The 20,111-nt window shown below is 61.1% G+C and carries 20 protein-coding genes and 1 pseudogene; 12 read left to right on the forward strand and 9 right to left on the reverse strand.

Going from position 1 to position 20,111, the window contains the following annotated elements; genetic code table 11:
* Positions 1-26: 26 nt before the first annotated feature.
* From PSH81_RS02805 to PSH81_RS02835, 7 genes are all read left to right on the forward strand, one after another.
* Positions 27-1,163: a branched-chain amino acid ABC transporter substrate-binding protein gene (locus PSH81_RS02805; RefSeq protein WP_305391966.1), complete on the forward strand. Its 1,137-nt coding sequence runs from the start codon at positions 27-29 to the stop codon at positions 1,161-1,163.
* A gap of 201 nt (positions 1,164-1,364) precedes the next feature.
* On the forward strand, positions 1,365-2,279 hold the full coding sequence (locus tag PSH81_RS02810) for a branched-chain amino acid ABC transporter permease LivH (protein ID WP_192300245.1): 915 nt from the start codon (positions 1,365-1,367) through the stop codon (positions 2,277-2,279).
* A gap of 2 nt (positions 2,280-2,281) precedes the next feature.
* Entirely contained in the window at positions 2,282-3,559 is a 1,278-nt protein-coding gene (livM, locus tag PSH81_RS02815; RefSeq protein ID WP_305391967.1) for a high-affinity branched-chain amino acid ABC transporter permease LivM, read from the forward strand.
* Positions 3,556-4,431: an ABC transporter ATP-binding protein gene (locus PSH81_RS02820; protein ID WP_192300243.1), complete on the forward strand. Its 876-nt coding sequence runs from the start codon at positions 3,556-3,558 to the stop codon at positions 4,429-4,431. Before livM ends, PSH81_RS02820 begins: the two co-directional genes overlap by 4 nt.
* Positions 4,428-5,144, forward strand: coding sequence for an ABC transporter ATP-binding protein (locus tag PSH81_RS02825; RefSeq protein WP_192300242.1), 717 nt, complete (start codon positions 4,428-4,430; stop codon positions 5,142-5,144). Before PSH81_RS02820 ends, PSH81_RS02825 begins: the two co-directional genes overlap by 4 nt.
* Positions 5,145-5,929: 785 nt before the next feature.
* Entirely contained in the window at positions 5,930-6,694 is a 765-nt protein-coding gene (locus tag PSH81_RS02830) for an SDR family oxidoreductase (protein ID WP_192300241.1), read from the forward strand.
* Between the two features lie 197 nt (positions 6,695-6,891).
* Positions 6,892-7,797: a cation diffusion facilitator family transporter gene (locus PSH81_RS02835; protein ID WP_226455625.1), complete on the forward strand. Its 906-nt coding sequence runs from the start codon at positions 6,892-6,894 to the stop codon at positions 7,795-7,797.
* A gap of 120 nt (positions 7,798-7,917) precedes the next feature.
* On the opposite strand, the gene PSH81_RS02840 is transcribed toward PSH81_RS02835, so the two are convergent.
* From PSH81_RS02840 to ureE, 5 genes are all read right to left on the reverse strand, one after another.
* A complete protein-coding gene (locus PSH81_RS02840; protein ID WP_226455626.1) occupies positions 7,918-9,027 on the reverse strand; it encodes an AGE family epimerase/isomerase in 1,110 nt (369 codons plus the stop codon).
* A gap of 181 nt (positions 9,028-9,208) precedes the next feature.
* Entirely contained in the window at positions 9,209-9,781 is a 573-nt protein-coding gene (locus PSH81_RS02845) for a HupE/UreJ family protein (protein ID WP_226455627.1), read from the reverse strand.
* Between the two features lie 21 nt (positions 9,782-9,802).
* Positions 9,803-10,417, reverse strand: coding sequence for an urease accessory protein UreG (gene ureG, locus PSH81_RS02850; protein ID WP_017737493.1), 615 nt, complete (start codon positions 10,415-10,417; stop codon positions 9,803-9,805).
* Positions 10,418-10,429: 12 nt separating this feature from the next.
* On the reverse strand, positions 10,430-11,104 hold the full coding sequence (locus tag PSH81_RS02855; RefSeq protein ID WP_305391968.1) for an urease accessory protein UreF: 675 nt from the start codon (positions 11,102-11,104) through the stop codon (positions 10,430-10,432).
* Entirely contained in the window at positions 11,101-11,601 is a 501-nt protein-coding gene (gene ureE, locus PSH81_RS02860; RefSeq protein WP_192300236.1) for an urease accessory protein UreE, read from the reverse strand. The genes PSH81_RS02855 and ureE overlap by 4 nt, the downstream gene beginning before the upstream one ends.
* A gap of 277 nt (positions 11,602-11,878) precedes the next feature.
* Here ureE and PSH81_RS02865 point away from each other — a divergent pair, with 277 nt between their 5' ends.
* Positions 11,879-12,364, forward strand: a complete 486-nt coding sequence (locus tag PSH81_RS02865; RefSeq protein WP_226455629.1) for a C40 family peptidase — start codon at positions 11,879-11,881, stop codon at positions 12,362-12,364.
* 5 nt (positions 12,365-12,369) lie between these two features.
* Here PSH81_RS02865 and PSH81_RS02870 read toward each other — a convergent pair whose 3' ends face one another.
* Entirely contained in the window at positions 12,370-13,002 is a 633-nt protein-coding gene (locus PSH81_RS02870; RefSeq protein ID WP_192300234.1) for a TetR family transcriptional regulator, read from the reverse strand.
* Positions 13,003-13,151: 149 nt separating this feature from the next.
* Positions 13,152-13,532 (reverse strand): hypothetical protein, encoded by a 381-nt coding sequence (locus tag PSH81_RS02875; protein WP_192300233.1) that lies wholly within the window; start codon positions 13,530-13,532, stop codon positions 13,152-13,154.
* 360 nt (positions 13,533-13,892) lie between these two features.
* Between PSH81_RS02875 and PSH81_RS02880 the strand changes: the two genes are divergently transcribed.
* Positions 13,893-15,962 (forward strand): AsmA family protein, encoded by a 2,070-nt coding sequence (locus tag PSH81_RS02880; protein WP_305391969.1) that lies wholly within the window; start codon positions 13,893-13,895, stop codon positions 15,960-15,962.
* Between the two features lie 128 nt (positions 15,963-16,090).
* On the opposite strand, the gene PSH81_RS02885 is transcribed toward PSH81_RS02880, so the two are convergent.
* Positions 16,091-16,621 carry a bacterioferritin gene (locus PSH81_RS02885; protein ID WP_192300231.1) on the reverse strand — a complete coding sequence of 177 codons (531 nt, stop codon included), beginning with the start codon at positions 16,619-16,621 and terminating at the stop codon, positions 16,091-16,093.
* A 176-nt stretch (positions 16,622-16,797) separates the two neighbouring features.
* Here PSH81_RS02885 and PSH81_RS02890 point away from each other — a divergent pair, with 176 nt between their 5' ends.
* Complete coding sequence (locus PSH81_RS02890) at positions 16,798-17,688, forward strand: triacylglycerol lipase (RefSeq protein ID WP_305391970.1); 891 nt, start codon at positions 16,798-16,800, stop codon at positions 17,686-17,688.
* Between the two features lie 130 nt (positions 17,689-17,818).
* Here PSH81_RS02890 and PSH81_RS02895 read toward each other — a convergent pair whose 3' ends face one another.
* Positions 17,819-18,694, reverse strand: a complete 876-nt coding sequence (locus tag PSH81_RS02895; protein ID WP_305391971.1) for a DMT family transporter — start codon at positions 18,692-18,694, stop codon at positions 17,819-17,821.
* 97 nt (positions 18,695-18,791) lie between these two features.
* Here PSH81_RS02895 and PSH81_RS02900 point away from each other — a divergent pair.
* Together PSH81_RS02900 and PSH81_RS02905 are read left to right on the forward strand one after the other, a co-directional pair.
* Positions 18,792-19,580 (forward strand): annotated as a pseudogene (locus PSH81_RS02900) (helix-turn-helix transcriptional regulator).
* Positions 19,581-19,651: 71 nt separating this feature from the next.
* Entirely contained in the window at positions 19,652-19,954 is a 303-nt protein-coding gene (locus PSH81_RS02905; RefSeq protein WP_226455633.1) for a PsiF family protein, read from the forward strand.
* Positions 19,955-20,111: the final 157 nt, after the last annotated feature.

Consider the following 20,111-nt stretch of genomic DNA (forward strand, 5'->3'; position numbering starts at 1 on the left):
AAATCAAAAATATCGGAGCACCACTCATGTCCCAGACGTTTTACAAGAAAGGTTTTCTTGCCCTCGCCGTTGCAGCGGCCCTGGGTGTTTCTACGTTTGTTCAAGCTGATGTGAAGATTGGCGTAGCGGGGCCCATGACGGGTGCAAACGCCGCTTTCGGTGAGCAGTACATGAAGGGTGCCCAGGCGGCGGCCGATACCATCAACAAGGCCGGTGGCATCAATGGCGAGAAAATCGTCCTGGTGGCCGGCGACGACGCTTGCGAGCCCAAGCAGGCCGTAGCCGTGGCCAACCGCCTGGCCGATCAGGACAAAGTCATCGGCGTGGTCGGGCACTTCTGCTCGTCCAACACCATCCCGGCCTCCGAGGTCTACGACGAAGCGGGCATCATCGCGATCACCCCAGGCTCCACCAACCCACAGGTCACCGAACGCGGTCTGGGCGCCATGTTCCGTATGTGCGGGCGTGACGACCAGCAGGGCATCGTGGCGGGCGACTACATCGTCGACGTGCTCAAGGGCAAGAAAGTCGCCGTCATCAACGACAAGGACACCTACGGCAAAGGCCTGGCCGACGCCACTGCTGCCCAGTTGACCAAGCGTGGCGTCAAGCCGGTGCTGGAAGAAGGCCTGACCCGTGGCGAGAAAGACTTCAGCGCCCTGGTCACCAAGATCCGTTCCCTGGGCGCCGACGTCGTGTACTTCGGCGGCCTGCACCCGGAAGCCGGTCCCCTGGTTCGCCAGATCCGTGAAGCCGGCCTGAAAGACGTCAAGTTCATGTCCGATGACGGCATTGTCACCGACGAACTGGTCGCCACCGCTGGCGGCGCGCAATACGTCGACGGCGTCTACATGACCTTCGGCGCCGACCCACGCCTGCTGCCGGACAGCAAGGCCGTGGTGGAAGAGTTCCGCAAAAACGGCACCGAGCCTGAAGGCTACACCCTGTACGCCTACGCCTCGGTCCAGGCCCTGGCTGCCGGCTTCAACGGCGCCAAGTCCAACAAGGGCGAAGACGCGGCCAAGTGGCTCAAGGCCAACCCGGTCCAGACCGTCATGGGCAAGAAGGAATGGGACGGCAAGGGCGACCTGAAAATCTCCGACTACGTGGTTTACCAGTGGGATAAAGACGGTAAATACCATCAGCTGGAAAAACAGAAGTAAGTACAAACACCGCGGACCTAATGTGGGAGCGGGCTTGCTCGCGAATGCGGCGTGTCAGTCTCTGAATGTGTTTCTGACACCCCGCCTTCGCGAGCAAGCCCGCTCCCACAGGGGGACTGTGTTGTGATCAAGATCTGTCTTTTCCTCCAGAAGCGCCGCACACCCACAGGTGTGCAGGTGCTCACCGCGTGAGATTGCGTTATGGATGGTATTTTCCTGCAGCAACTGGTCAACGGCCTGACCCTCGGGTCGGTCTACGGCCTGATCGCCATCGGCTACACAATGGTCTACGGCATCATCGGCATGATCAACTTCGCCCACGGCGAGGTTTATATGATTTCCGCTTACCTCGCGGCGATCACTCTGGCCCTGCTGGCCTACTTCGGCATTGAATCCTTCCCGCTGCTCATTCTCGGCACCTTGATCTTCACCGTGGTGGTCACCGGCGTGTACGGTTGGGTCATCGAGCGTGTCGCCTACAAACCGCTGCGCAACTCCACCCGATTGGCTCCGCTGATCAGCGCCATCGGTATCTCCCTGATCCTGCAGAACTACGCGCAGATCGCCCAGGGCGCCAAGCAACAAGGGATTCCCACCTTGCTGGCCGGGGCCTGGCGTGTCGACATCGGCACCGGTTTCGTGCAGTTGACGTACACCAAGGTCTTCATCCTGGTCGCCGCCTTCGCGGGCATGGCCCTGCTGACCTACGTGATCAAGTACACCAAGCTCGGCCGCATGTGCCGCGCCACTCAGCAAGATCGCAAGATGGCTTCGATCCTCGGCATCAACACCGACCGCGTGATTTCCTACGTGTTTGTCATCGGGGCCGCCATGGCCGCCCTCGCCGGTGTGCTCATTACCCTCAACTACGGCACCTTCGACTTCTATGCCGGCTTCATCATCGGCATCAAGGCGTTCACCGCTGCGGTTCTCGGCGGCATCGGCTCCCTGCCTGGGGCGATGCTCGGCGGGATCATCCTCGGCATCTCCGAGTCGCTGTTCTCGGGGTTGATCAACTCTGACTACAAAGACGTGTTCAGTTTCTCCCTGCTGGTGGTGATTCTGATCTTCCGTCCCCAGGGCCTGCTGGGTCGCCCACTCGTGGCTAAGGTGTAAACATGTCTGCTGCCAAACCCATCGATATCAAGAAAAGTGTGGTCGATACGATCCTTGCCGGGCTTATTTCCCTGGTCGTGTTCGGCCCGATCGTCGGCGTAGTCCTCGACGGCTATAGCTTCAACCTGGAACCGGCCCGCGTGGCCACGTTGGTCGCCATCGTGATGGTCGGCCGGTTTGCCCTGAGCCTGTTCCTGCAAACGCCCAAGGGCCTCAAGGTCCTGCAAGGTTTCGAGAGCAGCGGTTCGGGTGTGCATGTGCTGGCGCCGGACTACAAGTCGCGGTTGCGCTGGATCATCCCGGCACTGATCGTGATTGCCATCGTGTTCCCGATCTTCGCCAACAAATACCTGCTGACCGTGGTGATCCTCGGGCTGATCTACGTATTGCTCGGCCTTGGGCTGAACATCGTGGTTGGCCTGGCCGGCCTGCTCGACCTGGGTTACGTGGCGTTCTACGCCATCGGCGCCTACGGCCTGGCCCTGGGGTATCAATACCTCGGCCTGGGTTTCTGGACGGTACTGCCACTGGCGGCCATCGCGGCGGCTTTGGCCGGCTGCATACTCGGCTTCCCGGTGTTGCGAATGCACGGCGACTACCTCGCCATCGTGACCCTGGGCTTTGGTGAAATCATCCGGTTGGTGCTGAACAACTGGCTGTCGTTCACTGGCGGCCCGAACGGCATGCCGGTGCCGTCGCCGACCTTCCTTGGCCTGGAGTTCGGGCGCAAGGCGAAGGACGGCGGGGTTCCGTTCCACGAGTTCTTCGGCATCGATTACAACCCCAACATCAAGTTCATGTTCATCTACATCGTGCTGTTCCTGGTGGTGCTGGCCGTGCTGTACATCAAGCACCGCCTGACCCGCATGCCGGTCGGGCGCGCCTGGGAAGCCCTGCGCGAAGATGAAATCGCCTGCCGTTCCATGGGCCTGAACCATGTGCTGGTCAAGCTCTCGGCATTCACCATTGGTGCCTCCACCGCAGGTCTTGCCGGGGTGTTCTTCGCTAGTTACCAAGGCTTCGTCAACCCGTCGTCGTTCACCTTCTTCGAGTCGGCGCTGATCCTGGCCATCGTGGTGTTGGGTGGCATGGGCTCGACGGTGGGCGTGGTGATCGCCGCGTTCGTGCTGACGGTTGCGCCGGAACTGCTGCGCAGCTTCTCCGAATACCGCGTGCTGCTGTTTGGTGTGTTGATGGTGGTGATGATGATCTGGCGACCGCGCGGGTTGATCCGCATCAGCCGGACCGGTGTGACACCACGCAAGGGGGTAGCGCCATGAGCAAGGAAGTCGTCCTCTCAGTGGAACATTTGATGATGCACTTCGGTGGCATCAAGGCTTTGAGCGATGTGAGCCTCAAGGTCGAACGCAACTCGATCTTCGCCCTGATCGGCCCCAACGGAGCGGGCAAGACCACGGTGTTCAATTGCCTCACCGGCTTTTACAAAGCCAGCGGCGGCAAGATCGAGCTCAACGTGCGCGGCAAGCGCACCAACGTGATCCAACTGCTCGGCGAGCGCTTCCAGCCCACCGATTTCGTGTCGCCCAAAAGCTTTTTCAGCCGGGTGTTCTACAAGATGTTCGGCGGCACCCATCTGGTGAACCGCGCTGGCCTGGCGCGGACCTTCCAGAACATTCGCCTGTTCAAGGAAATGTCGGTGGTGGAAAACCTGCTGGTGGCCCAGCACATGTGGGTCAACCGCAATATGCTCGCGGGCATCCTCAACACCAAGGGCTACCGCAAGGCCGAAAGCGACGCCCTCGACCACGCCTTCTATTGGCTGGAGGTGGTGGACCTGGTGGACTGCGCCAACCGCCTCGCTGGCGAACTTTCCTACGGCCAACAACGGCGCCTGGAAATCGCCCGCGCCATGTGCACGCGGCCGCAGATCATCTGTCTCGACGAACCGGCTGCTGGCCTCAACCCCCAGGAAACCGAAGCCCTCAGCGCGATGATTCGCCTGTTGCGCGACGAACACGACCTTACGGTGGTGCTGATCGAACACGACATGGGCATGGTGATGAGTATTTCCGACCACATCGTGGTGCTTGACCACGGCAACGTGATCGCCGAAGGCGGCCCGGATGCGATCCGCAACGACCCGAAAGTGATTGCCGCCTACCTGGGCGCTGACGAAGAGGAGTTGGTATGAGCGGACCTATCCTCGAAATGAAGGACCTGGACGTGTTCTATGGCCCGATCCAGGCCCTGAAAAAAGTCTCGCTGCACATCAACGAAGGCGAAACCGTCAGCCTGATCGGCTCCAACGGCGCGGGTAAATCCACGCTGCTGATGTCGATCTTCGGCCAACCAAGGGCCGAGTCGGGGCAGATTCTGTACAACGGCGTCGATATTACCCACAAGTCGTCCCACTACATCGCCTCCAACGGCATCGCGCAGTCGCCGGAAGGGCGGCGGGTGTTCCCCGACATGACCGTCGAGGAAAACCTGCTGATGGGCACCATCCCGATTGGCGACAAATACGCCCAGGAAGACATGCAGCGCATGTTCGAGTTGTTCCCACGGCTCAAGGAACGGCGTAACCAGCGGGCCATGACCATGTCCGGCGGCGAGCAGCAAATGCTCGCCATCGCCCGCGCGCTGATGAGCCGGCCCAAGCTGTTGCTGCTGGACGAGCCGAGTCTGGGCCTGGCGCCGATTGTGGTGAAGCAGATCTTCTCGACGTTGCGCGAGCTGGCGTCTACCGGGATGACCATCTTCCTGGTGGAGCAGAACGCCAACCATGCGCTGCGCTTGTCGGATCGGGCGTATGTGATGGTCAACGGCGAGATCCGCCTGACCGGCACGGGTAAAGAGCTGCTGGTGAACGAGGAAGTGCGCAACGCCTACCTCGGCGGGCACTGACCTGAAGTTTGACGCAGGCCCCTGGGGGAGCGGGCTTGCTCGCGGAAGCGGTGTGTCAGTCAGTACATCTGAAACTGATCCACCGCCTTCGCGAGCAAGCCCGCTCCCACATTTGTTTTACGGTGTTCATAAGGCCGATACCAAATTGTGGAAAACAAATCTGGCTCCCCTCCAAAGCGCGACATATAGCCGCCGCAAATCCCTGTTTTGTCACAGTTTTGACTTGTCCCCACCTGCTGTGGAACCGGCTGTGGGTAACGTGGTAGTACTCTGCTGAAGGCCTTTAAAACCGTGGCTTGTAGCGTGATGGTCGTTTTTTGATCAAGGACTTTTTCTCGGCCTGTCGAGGGCTTTGTCAACCTGTTTATAGACACAGGTATATGACTGATTTATGTCCGTGAGGCCTGTGGATAAGTCTGTGACTAAACTCTGGAAAGACAGCCGCAGAGGCCGGAATGACTGGCCTGGAGCCATCGTTCGAATTTCCCCGCTGGCAGTGGGCCTACATACGCCCTCGCAGAGGTCAAGCAAAAAACTTTCTAAAACCCTCTGAAAGCCACGCATACAGCGGCTTGGGCTGTTTTGGACTTGCCCCCAGAGACTGTGGGCGCAGCTGTGGATAACCTGCGCGCATATGGCTGTAAGCCACGGTTTAAAAGGCTTTGCTAGATATGGTTAAAAATTGATCAGGCGTGTGTCGAGTTGTGTGCTTAACGGTTGCCGCCGCGGCGGCGTACGGGCATTCTGCTGGCAACTTTTTTCCCGATGCCCGCAAGGAGAACACCATGTCCGACACGCTGTTTATTACTGGCGCAACCTCAGGTTTCGGCGAGGCCTGTGCCCGTCGTTTTGCCCAAGCCGGCTGGAAACTGGTGCTCACCGGCCGTCGCGCCGACCGCTTGAATGCATTGGTGCAAGAGCTGTCAGAGCAGACCGAAGTGCACGGCCTGGTAGTGGATGTGCGTGACCGCAAGGGCATGGAAGAGGCGATCGCCAACCTGCCGCCGTCGTTCGCCAAGCTGCGCGGGCTGATCAACAACGCCGGGCTGGCCGTGGGCACCGACCCTGCGCCCAAGTGCGACCTCGACGATTGGGAGACCATGGTCGACACCAACATCAAGGGCCTGCTGACCACCACCAACCTGCTGCTGCCGCGTCTGATCGCCCACGGCCGTGGTGCCGGGATCATCAACCTCGGTTCCATCGCCGGCAACTACCCGTACCCGGGCAGCCATGTGTATGGCGGCTCCAAGGCGTTCGTGAAGCAGTTCTCGCTGAACCTGCGTTGTGACCTGCAAGGCACCGGCGTGCGTGTGACCAACATCGAGCCAGGCCTTTGTGAAAGCGAGTTTTCGCTGGTGCGCTTTGGTGGCGATCAGGCGCGGTATGACGCGACGTACGCGGGTGCCGAGCCGATCCAGCCGCAGGATATTGCCGACACTATCTTCTGGGTGATGAACACTCCAGCGCATGTGAACATCAACCGCCTGGAACTGATGCCAGTGAGCCAGACCTGGGCTGGGTTTGCCATTGAGCGTGGGGCCAAGTAAGGCTTTAAACCGCGCCGCCTGCTTCGCGAGCAAGCCCGCTCCCACAGGTTGACCGAGTACATCCTTCGAATGCGGTCAAGTGTGGGAGCGGGCTTGCTCGCGAAGGCGTCAAATCGGCCAAAATACGACATAAGGTACACTCCACCCGGTAAAACCCCTCCGCACTCTGTGGATTCAAGGTTTTGACGGGAGGAAATGTGAGTAACCGAGGTGAGCAGGCACTGCTCAAACAATCGACCATCCTGATGTTCGCAGTCGCGATCGCCGGGATTGTCACGGGTGTGGTATCCGGCGCCCAGTCCATTCTGTTCGACGGCTTTTTCTCGCTGATCGCCACCGCCATCAAGGTGCTGATGCTGATCACGGCCAAGCTGATCGCCAAGAAAAGCAACGAACGCTTCCAGTTCGGCTATTGGCACCTGGAGCCTATGGTGCTGTTGATCGAAGGCAGCTTCCTGTTGCTGATCGCCATCTACGCGTTTCTCAACGGTGTGTTCGGCATTATCAATGGCGGGCGCGAGATCGAGTTGGGGCTGGTGATCATCTACGCGGCGGTATTTACCGTGCTGGAATTCGCCTACTTCTTCTATGTGCGGTATCGCAATCGCACGCTGAAATCGTCGCTGATCCAGTTTGACAACATCAGTTGGCTAGTGGACGCCATGCTCTCGATCGGCTTGCTGATCAGCTTCCTGGCGGCGTTGTTGCTCAAGTCCCAGGGTTACGATGAGTGGGCGATGTATGTCGACCCGCTGATCCTGATCCTGCTGGCCCTGAGCATGCTGGCGCCGGCGTTCAAGATCCTGCGCCCGGCGTTGCGCGAGGTGCTGGGGATCGCCCCGGACCAGTTGGACGACAAGGTGCGCGAAGTGATGGACACGGCGCAGGCCAAGCATGGTTTCGCCGATTACGTGTCCTACGTGCAAAAGCACGGACGGGCACGGTTTATCGAGATTCATGTGGTGTTGCCGGCGGATTACCCGGTGGATAACGTGGCGACCCTGGATGGGCTGCGCGAAGAAATATCCACAGGGCTCGGCAAACCGGATGCGGCGCGCTGGTTGACCATCAGTTTTACCGGGGATCGCAAGTGGATTGCGTGAGGGGCAGATAGACCGGGGTGAAGCTTTCGCGAGCAAGCCCGCTCTCACATGCGACTGCATTTCAACGCTAGAGCGCAGTTAAATGTGGGCGCGGGCTTGCTCGCGAAGAGGCCCTGAAGATCAGCCCAGATGCTGGATCAGGCCCTGATAGCAAGTCGCCAAGTGATACGGCGTAGTTGACGGCATATCCCACCGACTCACCACTCCCTGGGCATCCAGGCATTCATTCCAGCCTTTGCTATGTAAAAAGTGTTGTTGCAGCGCCAGCAGTTGCCGCTGCAACACTGCCTCGCTACCCGGTCGCAATGTCAGTGCCCGCAGGTATTCCGCCTGGGCCCAGATGCGTTGGGTCCCGTCACGTACGCTGCCATCGAGGGCCAGCATGCCGCTGACAGCACCACTCAAGTTATCCACACCCTTGAGCTCGGCGTAGGCAAATGCCCGCGTCAACGAGGCATGCAACGGCGTACCGCGCAGGATGTCCGACGATTCCAGCAAGAAGAACCACTCGAACTGGTGGCCCGGTTCAAACCAGTTATCCACAGCACCCAGCGGTTTCTCCAGCATCACGCCATGCTGGCGGTCGATGAAGCGCTGCTGCATGGCCGTCGCCAACCCCAGCAATGCGGCTTGCACGTCGGCGTCTTCACGCACCGCGAGGGTGGCGAGGAAACCTTCGGCCAGGTGCATCAATGGGTTTTGCAGCGGGCCGGATTTGAGGGATGACCAGTTGCGCTCCAGTACCGCTTCGTAGAGGCCGTCGCCGCTGGAAAAGCGCTGGGCGACCACTGCCAGGGCGGCGTTGAGCACCGATTCCACCAACGGCTCGCGCACCTTGGCCCAGTAGTGGGCGCAGGCAAAAATAATGAAGGCGTGGGTGTAGAGGTCTTTGCGCTTGTCCAGTGGCTGCCCGGCCGGGTCGATGCTGTAGAACCAGCCGCCATGCTCGGCGTCGTGAAAATGCCGTTGCAGAGAGCGGAACAACGCCGCCGCGCGCTCTTCGGCAAACGCTGCGCCGGGTTCGCCGATCAGGTTGGCAAACAGGTACAACTGCCGGGCGCACGCCATGGCACGGTAGCGCTGCGGGGGCAGCGGTTGGTGATCGGCGTCCAGCGCTTCATAGGGCAGCGCGAGGTCGGCATTCCAGCCTGGGCCTTGCCAGAGCGGCACGATCAAGGTGTGGAAGTGATTGAGCACGGCATTCAGGGCGGAGCTTGGAGCGGTGGGCATTGGCTGGCGTCGTCACGGCAGGGGTGTAGGCGCGCATGGTAGCAGGCTTGGGTTATCTGTTGTTTGTGCCGCCGCCTTCGCGAGCAAGCCCGCTCCCACATTCGAGCGTATTTCAAAGGTAGAACGCAGTTAAATGTGGGAGCGGGCTTGCTCGCGAAGAGGCCCGAATCAACGCCGCGAATCAGCCCACCAACAACCAGGCCCCCGTCGCCGCCGAAGCCGCCCCGGCAATCCGCACCAACGGCGCAGCCGCCGCCGGCAGGAAGCGCACCACGGAATACCCGGCCGCATGCAACACCGCTGTCGCCCCCACGAAACCTGCGGCATACGCCCACGGGCTGGACATGTCCGGCAGCTCCAAACCGTGCGCTACGCCATGAAACAAGGCGAACAAGGCTGTTGCACCGACGGCCATGAACAACGGCGGCCGCACCGCCAACGCTACCGCCAGGCCCAGGGCCAGCACCGAAGCGGCAATCCCGCTTTCCATCGCTGGCAATTGCATGCCTTCAAAGCCCAGCACGCCACCGAGCAACATGGTGCCGACAAAGGTGCACGGCAGTGCCCAGCGGGCCGCGCCTTGCTGTTGCGCGGCCCACAGACCGACCGCCAGCATCGCCAGCAAATGATCGAGGCCGCCCAGCGGGTGGCTGATCCCGGCGATCAAACCGTTGTCGCCATGCCCCGGATGGGCGAAGGCGAGGGCGGGGGCCAGCAGCAATGCGGCGGCGGTGAAGAGTTTTTTGAGGCTCATAAACAGGCTCCTTGTGGTTTATCAGGCAGCGGTCAGCAAGCCTTGGCGTTCGATGAAGGCGACGATTTCTTCCAGGCCCACACCGGTTTTCTGGTTGCTGAACACAAAGGGTTTGCCGTTGCGCATACGCGTGGTGTCGCTGTTCATCAACTCCAGCGACGCGCCGACCAGCGGCGCCAGGTCGATCTTGTTGATCACCAGCAGGTCGGACTTGCAAATACCCGGCCCACCCTTGCGCGGCAGCTTGTCGCCGGCGGACACATCGATCACGTAGATGGTCAGGTCCGACAGCTCCGGGCTGAAGGTGGCCGACAGATTGTCGCCGCCGGACTCCACCAGGATCAGGTCCAGGCCGGGAAAGCGGCGGTTGAGTTGGTCCACCGCTTCGAGGTTGATCGATGCATCTTCGCGGATTGCGGTGTGCGGGCAGCCGCCGGTTTCCACGCCAATGATGCGCTCGGGCGCGAGGGCCTGGTTGCGCACCAGGAAATCGGCGTCTTCGCGGGTATAGATGTCGTTGGTGACCACGGCCAGGTTGTAGCGATCGCGCAGCGCCAGGCACAGGGCGAGGGTCAGGGCGGTCTTGCCGGAACCTACCGGGCCGCCGATGCCGACGCGCAGAGGTTGTGTGTTCATGTAGTGCTTCTCCTAGGAACGGAACAGGCGGCTGTACTGGCGCTCGTGGGCCATGCACGCCAGGGACAGGCCGAACGCGGCGCTGCCGACATGGTTGGGGTCGATGTGGGTGGCGTCCTGCTGGGCTTGTTGCAGCAACGGCAGCAGTTCGCTGGTCAGGCGTTGGGCGGCTTGTTGACCCAGGGGGAGGGTCTTCATCAGCACGGCCAACTGGTTTTCCAGCCAGCTCCACAGCCAGGCGGCGAGGGCATCGGCGGGGCTGATGGCCCAGGCGCGGGCGGCGAGGGCCCAGCCCAGGGCGAGATGGGGTTCGGCACGTTGTTCAAGGAAGGCGCGCGCGCTGTCGTCCAGTTCGGGCAAGCCGTTGAGCAGTTGTTGCAGCGAATAACCCATCTGCCGGCTTTCTTGATGCAACTCGCGGGTCTCACGGCTGGCGCGGTGCTCTTCACACAGGGTTGCCAGCACTGGCCAATTCTCCTGTGCCGCGGCGTGGCAATGGGCGAGCAGCAGCGGTGCTTCGAAGCGTGCCAGGTTGAGCAGCAACTGGTCACTGATCCAGCGCCTGGCGCTGCCCGCGTCATGCACCCGGCCGTTGTCCACGGCCATCTCCAGGCCCTGGGAGTAGCTGTAGCCACCAATCGGCAATTGCGGGCTGGCCAGACGCAGCAGCGCCCAGGCTGGGTTCATAGCCGCACGCCGAACTGGTGCAGCTTGGGCGGGTAGTTGAAATCTTCGTCGCCATGCCGTGAGTGGTGATGGCCGCCGCCGTAGGCGCCATGTTCCGGTTGGAACGGCGCTTCGATGGTCGCGGTGCTGGCCCCCAGTTGTTCGAGCATGGCCTTGAGCACGTAGTCATCAAGCAAGCGCAACCAGCCATCGCCGACTTGCAGCGCCACATGGCGGTTGCCCAGGTGATAGGCGGCGCGGGTCAGTTCAAAGGCACTGCTGCAGGTGACATGCAGCAGTTGTTCAGGACGGGCGCAGACGCGTACGACGCGTCCGTCTTCAGCCTGTAGGAATTCGCCGTCGTGCAGCGGTGGCTGACCGCGCTCCAGAAAAAGGCCGACGTCTTCACCGTCGGCACTGAAACAGCGCAGGCGGCTTTTGCTGCGGGCTTCGAAATTCAGCAGCAACTCGGCGGCCCAGAGGGCTTGGGGGGCGATTCGGCGGTGGATCACCAGCATCAGAAGGCTTCCAGCAATGAGCGATGACAGTGCTAGAGCAAGGGGCTTGCCAACCCCGGGAGCGAGTAGGAATTGCCTGTAGGCAGGCACGATGGCGCCACGAAACAGGGCGCGGTGGGAATTTTGGTGTGCGCCGATGTGGTGCATTGATTGCTATAGCGCACTTGTTGCGGGCGTTTTGAGATTTTTCCTACATGGCTTGGGGATTCGCCGTTCAGGGTGTTGCAGGGTGATTGATTAGGCTTCGCGCCGTGTTTAATCCACTGCGACGTTCATCATGATCAAGTCATTTTTGTGTCTGGTTTTTATCAGCCTGTCTTTTTCCGTATCTACCGCGTCAGCCAATTTCCAGCCCCGCCCTATGTTCAGCAAGGCGGACATCAACAATGTGGTCGACCGCGCCCACGCGCTGTTGGGAACGCCCTATAAATATGGCGGAAACTCAGTGACGCAGGGCTTCGACTGCAGCAGTTTCCTGGTCTACCTGTTCAAGACCGAAGCGAATATCCAGCTGCCGCGCACCACGGCGGCGATGCACCGTTCGACGGCCGCGACCATCCCGCGCAATGCCTTGAAACCCGGCGATGCGGTGTTCTTCAGCGGCAACGGGCGTGGCCAGGTCAGCCATGTGGGCCTGTATATCGGTGAGGGCAAGTTCATCCATTCGCCGCGCACCGGCAAGACCGTGCGCATCGACTCGCTGAGCAACAACTACTGGAACAGGAACTACACGACTGCCAAGCGTTTCCACTCGGCGGGGTGACCGCGTTACTCGGTGCTGCCCAGCCCTTGCCAATGCTTGAGGCCGATAAAGATAAAGCGCAGCTGTTGGGTGATTTTTGCCTGGGGCGTGAGGTGCGCAGGCAGGGCCTGGGCGGGCGGGTCGATGATGTCGGGGAGGGTGGCGAACACACTTTTGACGATCAGGTCGGCCATCACGTGCAAGCCTTCGCCGTCCAGGTGTTGCAGCTTGGGCATCAATGTCAGGTCGGCGGCCAGGTCGCGGGTGATGTCTTCACGCAAGGCGCCAATGGCCTGGCGCACGGCCAGGCAGCCGCCGTATTGCTCGCGGGCGAGAAACAAAAATTGCGAACGGTTGGCGGCGACCACATCCAGGAAGATGCGCACCGAAGCATCGATAATGCCGCCCATCACGAATTCGTTGTGGCGCACCAGGCGGATGGTGGCGCGAAAGGTCTGGCCGACTTCACTGACCAACACGAGTCCAAGCTGGTCCATGTCGGCAAAGTGGCGATAGAAACCTGTGGGGACGATGCCGGCGGTCTTGGCCACTTCACGCAGGCTCAGGCTGCCGAACCCACGGCCACACTCCATCAGATGGCGAGCAGCGTCCATCAGGGCGAGGCGGGTCTGTTGCTTCTGTTCGGCGCGGGGCAGCATGGCGGGCGGGCTTAGTCGGCAAGTACAGCGACGCACTCTAGCAAACCAGCTCTGTTGGCGTCGAACTTGGCGGGGTACTGCGTGATGCGGTCTACAGGAAAGCAAAAGCCCGATCGACAGATCGGGCTTTTTTCTCGGCCACCACGGGCTTAGCTCTGGGCTTCGTGCAGTTCTTTCAGGCGATCAGCACCACCTTCGGCAAGACCTTGGGCGTAAGCGCGATCGTTGGCTTGTTCAGCACCACCTTCAGCGACGCCTTGGGTGTAGGCACGGTCGTTGGCTTGTTCAGCACCACCTTCGGCAACACCTTGGGTGTAAGCACGGTCGTTGGCTTGTTCAGCGCCGCCTTCAGCAATGCCTTTGGCGTAGTCACGGTTTTCTTCTTCTTGCGAGCCGCTGCGAGCCAGGGTCTGGCTGGACTGGACGGCTTGTGCTTTGTTCTGTGGGATGGCCTGTTCGGCAGCTGGTAGGGCGAAAGCGCTGGAAGCCAGGACGGACAACAGGACGGTAGCGAGTACTTGGCGTTTCATGATGGGTTGCTCCTTGGGAGGGCGATAAAGTGGGTACAGGGCTAATGCTACTCTTGATAACTCGATATAAAAGTTCATAAACACAATGGTAATAATCAACAGAATTGATTGTTCCAAGAGATGGCTCTAGACCGCACCTCTCAAGCCCGCGGTTTTGCACCGGGGTGGGTATTTTCGACACGTGCACGGGTAACAATGGTGCGCCGACATAGGGATAAATCTGTCGAGATGGTCAGAAAAACGCCTTTTTCCTGGCAAATGGCCGATCCGGTTAAACCCCCGCGCGGTTTGCCAGTCGTAGTCCTATAAGCTGTCTTAAACGGCTGTCACCCAGCCGGTCGTATTCAGGAGTCCTGTGCAATGACGCGCACGCGCAAAATCGTCGCTTGGAGCTGTACCAGCTTCGTTCTATTAATCGCCGTGGCGGTGTTGGTGCTGGTGTTCTTCGACTGGAACCGCCTCAAGCCGCAGATCAACGCCGAGGTCTCCGAAGAACTGCACCGCCCGTTCGCCATCAACGGCAACCTGGCAGTGGTGTGGGCGCGTGAACCCGATGAAGGCGGCTGGCGCGCCTGGGTGCCTTGGCCGCACGTGATCGCCGAAGACCTGAGCCTTGGCAACCCCGACTGGTCAAAAAAACCGCAGATGGTCAGCCTCAAAAAGGTCGAGCTGCGCATCTCGCCCCTGGCCTTGCTGGTGCAGCGCGTGGTGATCCCGCGTATCGATCTCACCGAGCCGAGCGCCGAGTTGCAGCGCCTGGCCGACGGCCGCGCCAACTGGACTTTCAAGTTCGACCCTAAAGACCCCAACGCCGAGCCCTCCAACTGGGTTGTAGACATCGGCGCCATCGGCTTCGACAAGGGCCACGTGACCCTCGACGACCAAACCCTCAAGACCCAACTCGACGTGATCATCGATCCCCTGGGCAAACCCATCCCCTTCGGCGAAATCGTCGGCGACGCCGATGCGAAGAAGGCCCTGGAAAAAGGCTCGGCGCCCCAGGACTACGCGTTCGCGCTCAAGGTCAAAGGCCAGTACCACGGCCAGAAACTCGACGGCACCGGTAAGATCGGCGGCCTGCTCGCCTTGCAGGACGCGGCCAAGCCGTTTCCGCTGCAAGCCCAAGTCAGGATTGCCGACACCAGCATCGCCCTGGCCGGCACCCTGACCGACCCTCTCAACCTCGGCGCCCTCGACCTGCGCCTGAAACTCGCCGGCGCCAGCCTCGGCAATCTGTACCCGCTGACCGGCGTGACCCTGCCGGACTCGCCGGCCTACTCCACCGACGGCCGCCTGATCGCCAAGCTGCACGAGGCCAGCGGCGCATCATTCAGCTACGACAACTTCAACGGCAAGATCGGCAACAGCGACATCCACGGCAACCTCGCCTATGTCGCCAGCCAGCCACGCCCCAAGCTGAGCGGCGCGCTGGTGTCCAACCAACTGCTGATGACCGACCTCGCACCGCTGATCGGCGCCGACTCCAACGCCAAGCAAAAGGCCCGTGGCGGCGAAAGCAAACAGCCCGCGACCAAAGTGCTGCCGGTGGAAGAGTTCCGCACCGAACGCTGGCGTGACATGGATGCCGACGTGGAATTCACCGGCAAACGTATCGTGCACAGCGCCGAATTGCCCTTCACCGACCTCTACACCCACGTGTTACTCAACGATGGCCAACTCAGCCTCGAACCCCTGCGCTTCGGCGTGGCTGGCGGCAAGCTCGACGCGCAGATCCGCCTGAACGGGCGCATCACGCCCATGGAAGGCCGCGCCAAACTCACGGCGCGCAACTTCAAGCTCAAGCAACTGTTCCCGACCTTCGAACCGATGAAAACCAGCTTCGGCGAACTCAACGGCGACGCCGATATCGCCGGGCGCGGCAACTCCGTAGCGGCGCTGCTGGGCAGTTCCAACGGTGACCTGAAGATGCTGATCAACGACGGCGCGATCAGCCGTGGCCTGATGGAAATCGCCGGGCTCAACGTCGGTAACTACGTGGTCGGCCGCCTGTTCGGCGACAAGGAAGTGAAGATCAACTGCGCCGCGGCGGACTTCGGCGTCAAGAACGGCCTGGCGACCACGCGCTTGTTTGTGTTCGATACCGAGAACGCGATCATCTACATCGATGGCACCGCCAACATGGCCACCGAGCAACTGGACCTGATCATCACCCCGGAATCCAAGGGCTTTCGCCTGTTCTCCCTGCGGTCACCGTTGTACGTCAACGGGCCGTTCATCAAGCCCAACGCTGGCGTGAAGGCGGTCCCACTGATGTTGCGCGGCGCGGGCATGGTGGCTTTGGGCGTGATCGTTGCCCCGGCGGCCGGCTTGCTGGCGCTGGTGGCACCCAGCGGCGATGTGCCGAACCAGTGCGCGCCGTTGTTGCAGCAGATGAAAGAGGGCAAGGCGCCGAAAACGGTGAAGGGCTAACGGCACAAATCAAAGTCAAAAATGTGGGAGCGGGCTTGCCCGCGAATGCGGTGTGTCAGCCACATGTAAGTTGACTGATACTCCGGATTCGCGAGCAAGCCCGCTCCCACACTGTTAGGTGTTGCCTGTTAGAGACCTTGCAGAATATCCGCCATGTCATCGGCGTGTTCTTCTTCCTGGGCCAGGATGTCTTCGAAGATCCGGCGTGTGGTCGGGTCTTTATCACCGATGTACTGGATGATCTCGCGGTAGCTGTCCACCGCAATCCGTTCTGCTACCAGATCTTCGTAGACCATTTCCTTCAGGTCCTTGCCGGCCACGTACTGCGCGTGGGAGTTCTTCGACAGCAGGTCCGGGTTGAACTCCGGCTCACCGCCCAACTGCACGATGCGCTCGGCGAGTTTGTCGGCGTGTTCGGCTTCCTGGGTGGCGTGTTCGAGGAACTCATCGGCGGCGACGGAGGCCTTGAGGCCGCTGGCCATGAAGTAATGACGCTTGTAGCGCAGCACGCAGACCAGCTCCGTGGCCAGTGACGCGTTGAGCAGGCGGATGATTTCTTCGCGGTCGGCGTCATACCCTTCGGTCACGGCGCCATTTTCGACGTTTTGGCGCGCGCGGCTGCGCAGGGTTGCAACGTCTGTCAGGTGTGCTTCAGTCATCTCAATCTCCTGGTGCTAATCCGGTTTTGCGCCACGCTCTGTCGGCGTGATCGCTCGAAGTTGTGAGTCCCGGACCAAGCAAAAAGTTTTATCGGATTTACCCCGGGCGTCATCAGCGCGACTTGAGGCTGGGTTAGGCTGGCGCTCAAGTGATCAGGTTCGAGGACGTTCGCACCATGCCGCAGTCGTTAGCCACGCGTTACCCCCTGGTCCTGGTGCCCGGCATGCTTGGGTTTGTGCGTTTGGGGTGGTTCCCGTACTGGTACGGCATCGTCCCGGCATTGCGCGCGGGTGGCGCGCAGGTGTTTGCGGTGCAAGTGGCGCCGCTGGACTCCAGCGAGGTGCGCGGCGAGCAGTTGCTGGTGCAGATCGAGCGTATTCGCCGGGAGACCGGCGCCGACAAGGTCAACCTGATCGGTCATAGCCAGGGCTCGTTGACCGCCCGTTATGCCGCGGCCCAGCGTCCGGAATGGGTGGCCTCGGTGACCTCGGTGGCCGGGCCGAACCATGGCTCGGAACTGGCCGACCATATCCAGGTTCATTACCCCATCGACGGCGTGAAAGGGCGGATCATCAGCGCCCTGTTTCATCTGGCGGCGTGGGTAATGGGTGCGCTGGAAACCGGCTATCGCGGGCCGCGCTTCAAGGCGGATTTACAGGCCTCCCACCATTCCCTGACCAGCGCCGGGGTGGCGCTGTTCAATCGTCAGTACCCGCAAGGATTGCCCGAGACCTGGGGCGGGCACGGCGATGAGGTGGTCAACGGGGTGCGTTATTACTCGTGGTCCGGCACCTTGCAGCCGGGCATCACCGATCGCGGCCGCAACCTGCTCGATGGCACGAACCGCAGCTGTCGCCTGTTCGCCCGCAGCTTTGTTCGTGAGAAGGGCCAGTGCGATGGCATGGTCGGGCGCTACAGTTCACACTTGGGGCTGGTGATCGGTGATGACTTTCCGTTGGACCACTTTGACATCGTCAACCAGTCCCTCGGCCTGGTGGGCAAGGGGGCCGAGCCGATCCGGTTGTTTACCGAACATGCCCAAAGGCTCAAGGCCGCCGGGGTCTAAACAGTTGACTCGGTCCAATTGTGGGCTTGCTCGCGAAAGCGGCGGGTCGGCAGCAAATCTGGCGACTGTTACACCGTATTCGCGAGCAAGCCCGCTCCCACACAAGCCCGCTCCCACATTTTGATCGCGTTCAGGCCGCTCTGACCGGCGTGGTCCAGCGCTCCGACAAAATCACCCCGCCCAGTGTCAGCAAGCCCCCCACCAAGTGATACAGCGCCAGCTCTTCCTTTAGCACCAGCGCCGCAATCAGCGCCGTGATCAACGGCAGCAAATTGAAAAACAGCGTGGTTCGGCTTGGCCCCAGGGTCTTCACCGAGTGCATCCACGCCAGCGGCGCCAGCATCGAAGCCAGTAGGCAGGCGTACAACACCAGCGGAATATTCGCCCAGCCCAGCCCGGCCTTTTCCGAGAACACGAACAGCGGAAACAGCACCACCACCGCCACCAGCACCTGCAAGTACAGCAACACCAGTGGCGGCAGGCGCAGTTGCCATTTTTTCAGCAAGGTGCTGTAGACCGCGTAGGCCAGGGTGGCGACCAGCATCATCGCATCGCCCAGGTTGACCCCATGCTGCAGCAACGCACCAAGACTGCCGGACGACACCACCACGACCACCCCGGCAAACGACAGCACGGCCCCCGTGAGCGCGCCGTAGGTCAGGCGCTGGCCGAGGCTGATGATCGCCGCGGTGAGCGCCATCAGTGGCATCAGCGACAGGATGATGCCCATGTTGGTCGCCGTGGTCAGCGACGCGGCGTAGTACGCCAGGCTTTGGTACACCGCCATGCCCAGCACGCCAAGGATGCCGATCTTGCCCAGGTTCGGGCGGATCTGCGCCCAGTGGGCGAGCACCGGTTTGAGCATGAACGGGGTAAACAGCATTGCCGCCAGCAGCCAGCGGTAAAAGCCGATCTCCGAGGGGAAGATCGAACCCACGGCCAACTTGTTGACCACGGTGTTGCCGGCCCAAATGAAGATGGCCAGCAGGGGATACGCGTATTGCATTGAAAGAAACCAGGTGTGTTGATGAGGGGCGATTATCCCTTGTCTGGATCGCAGCCTATACTGCGATCCGGACAAATGACTGATGTATCCAGACAACATGGCCAAGCACAACGTACGCCTCCCGGATTTCCCCCAACTGCCGAGCCCGGTGTACTTCCGCTATTCGGATTTTGCCCCCGACACCGAATGCACCCCGCACCGGCACGGCTGGGGTTCGCTGGATTACTCCGCCAGCGGCGTGATGCGTATGGAAGTGGCCGGCAATCGCTTTATGTCGCCACCGCAGTACGCGGTGTGGGTGCCGCCGCACACCGAGCACAGTTCTTACAACGCCTAGGCGATTGTCTACCACTCGGTGGGGCTGGCTCCGGCGCTCTGCGCGCAACTGCCGCAGCAACCCTGCACCCTGGCGATCAGCGACATCCTCAAGGCGATCCTCAGCGACTTCGCCCGGCGCGACGTGAACATCCCGCAGAGCGAAGCCGACATCCGCCTGGCCCAGGTGCTGGTGGACCAACTCAAGCAGGCGCCGATCCACAATTGTTTCTTGCCCTACGCCCGCCACCCCGGCCTGCTCGGTGTGCTCGAAGGCATGCAGGCCGACCCCGGCGACAACCGCCCGCTGGCCCACTGGGCGGCGCACGTGCACGTCAGCGAACGCACCCTGGCGCGCCAGTTCGTGCGCGAGTTGGGCATGAGCTTTGGCGAATGGCGCCAGCGTCTGCGCTACCTTGCGGCTATCGAGGCGCTAAACAGCGAACACAGCGTGCAACACGTGGCCTTCGACCTGGGCTACAGCACTGCCTCGGCCTTTATTGCGATGTTCCAACGCCACGCCGGTTGCACCCCGGAGCAGTACCGGCGGACCACGATTCGTGGTGGGTGAAGATGTAACAGGGTTTGACTACACTGCAGGGTAGGCCGTGCCCCTCGGTACGGTAACAGGGAGAAAACTCCATGAAGATGCTGCGAATTCCGTTGTTGATGATGGGCCTGCTGCTGTGTTCCCAGGGCTTTGCCGCCACCGCCCAGCAGAACAAAATGACCACGTGCAACGCCGAAGCCACCACCAAGACCCTCAAGGGTGACGAACGCAAGGCGTTCATGAAAACCTGCCTGTCGGCCCCGGCGGCCAATGACGCCAAGACCCTGACGCCGCAGCAGCAGAAGATGAAAGACTGCAATGCCTCGGCGAAGACCAAGGCGCTGACTGGCGATGCGCGCAAGACCTTTATGAGCACTTGCCTCAAAGGCAACTGACAGCGCACATACCCTGTGGGAGCGGGCTTGCTCGCGAAAGCGGTGGGTCAGTCAACAAATCTGGCGACTGATACACCGCTTTCGCGAGCAAGCCCGCTCCCACATTGACGGTGTTCACAATTTTCAGAGCTCTCGCTTGATTCCCTCAAGGCTGGCA

It is taken from the genome of Pseudomonas sp. FP2335, assembly GCF_030687535.1.
Lineage (GTDB): Bacteria > Pseudomonadota > Gammaproteobacteria > Pseudomonadales > Pseudomonadaceae > Aquipseudomonas.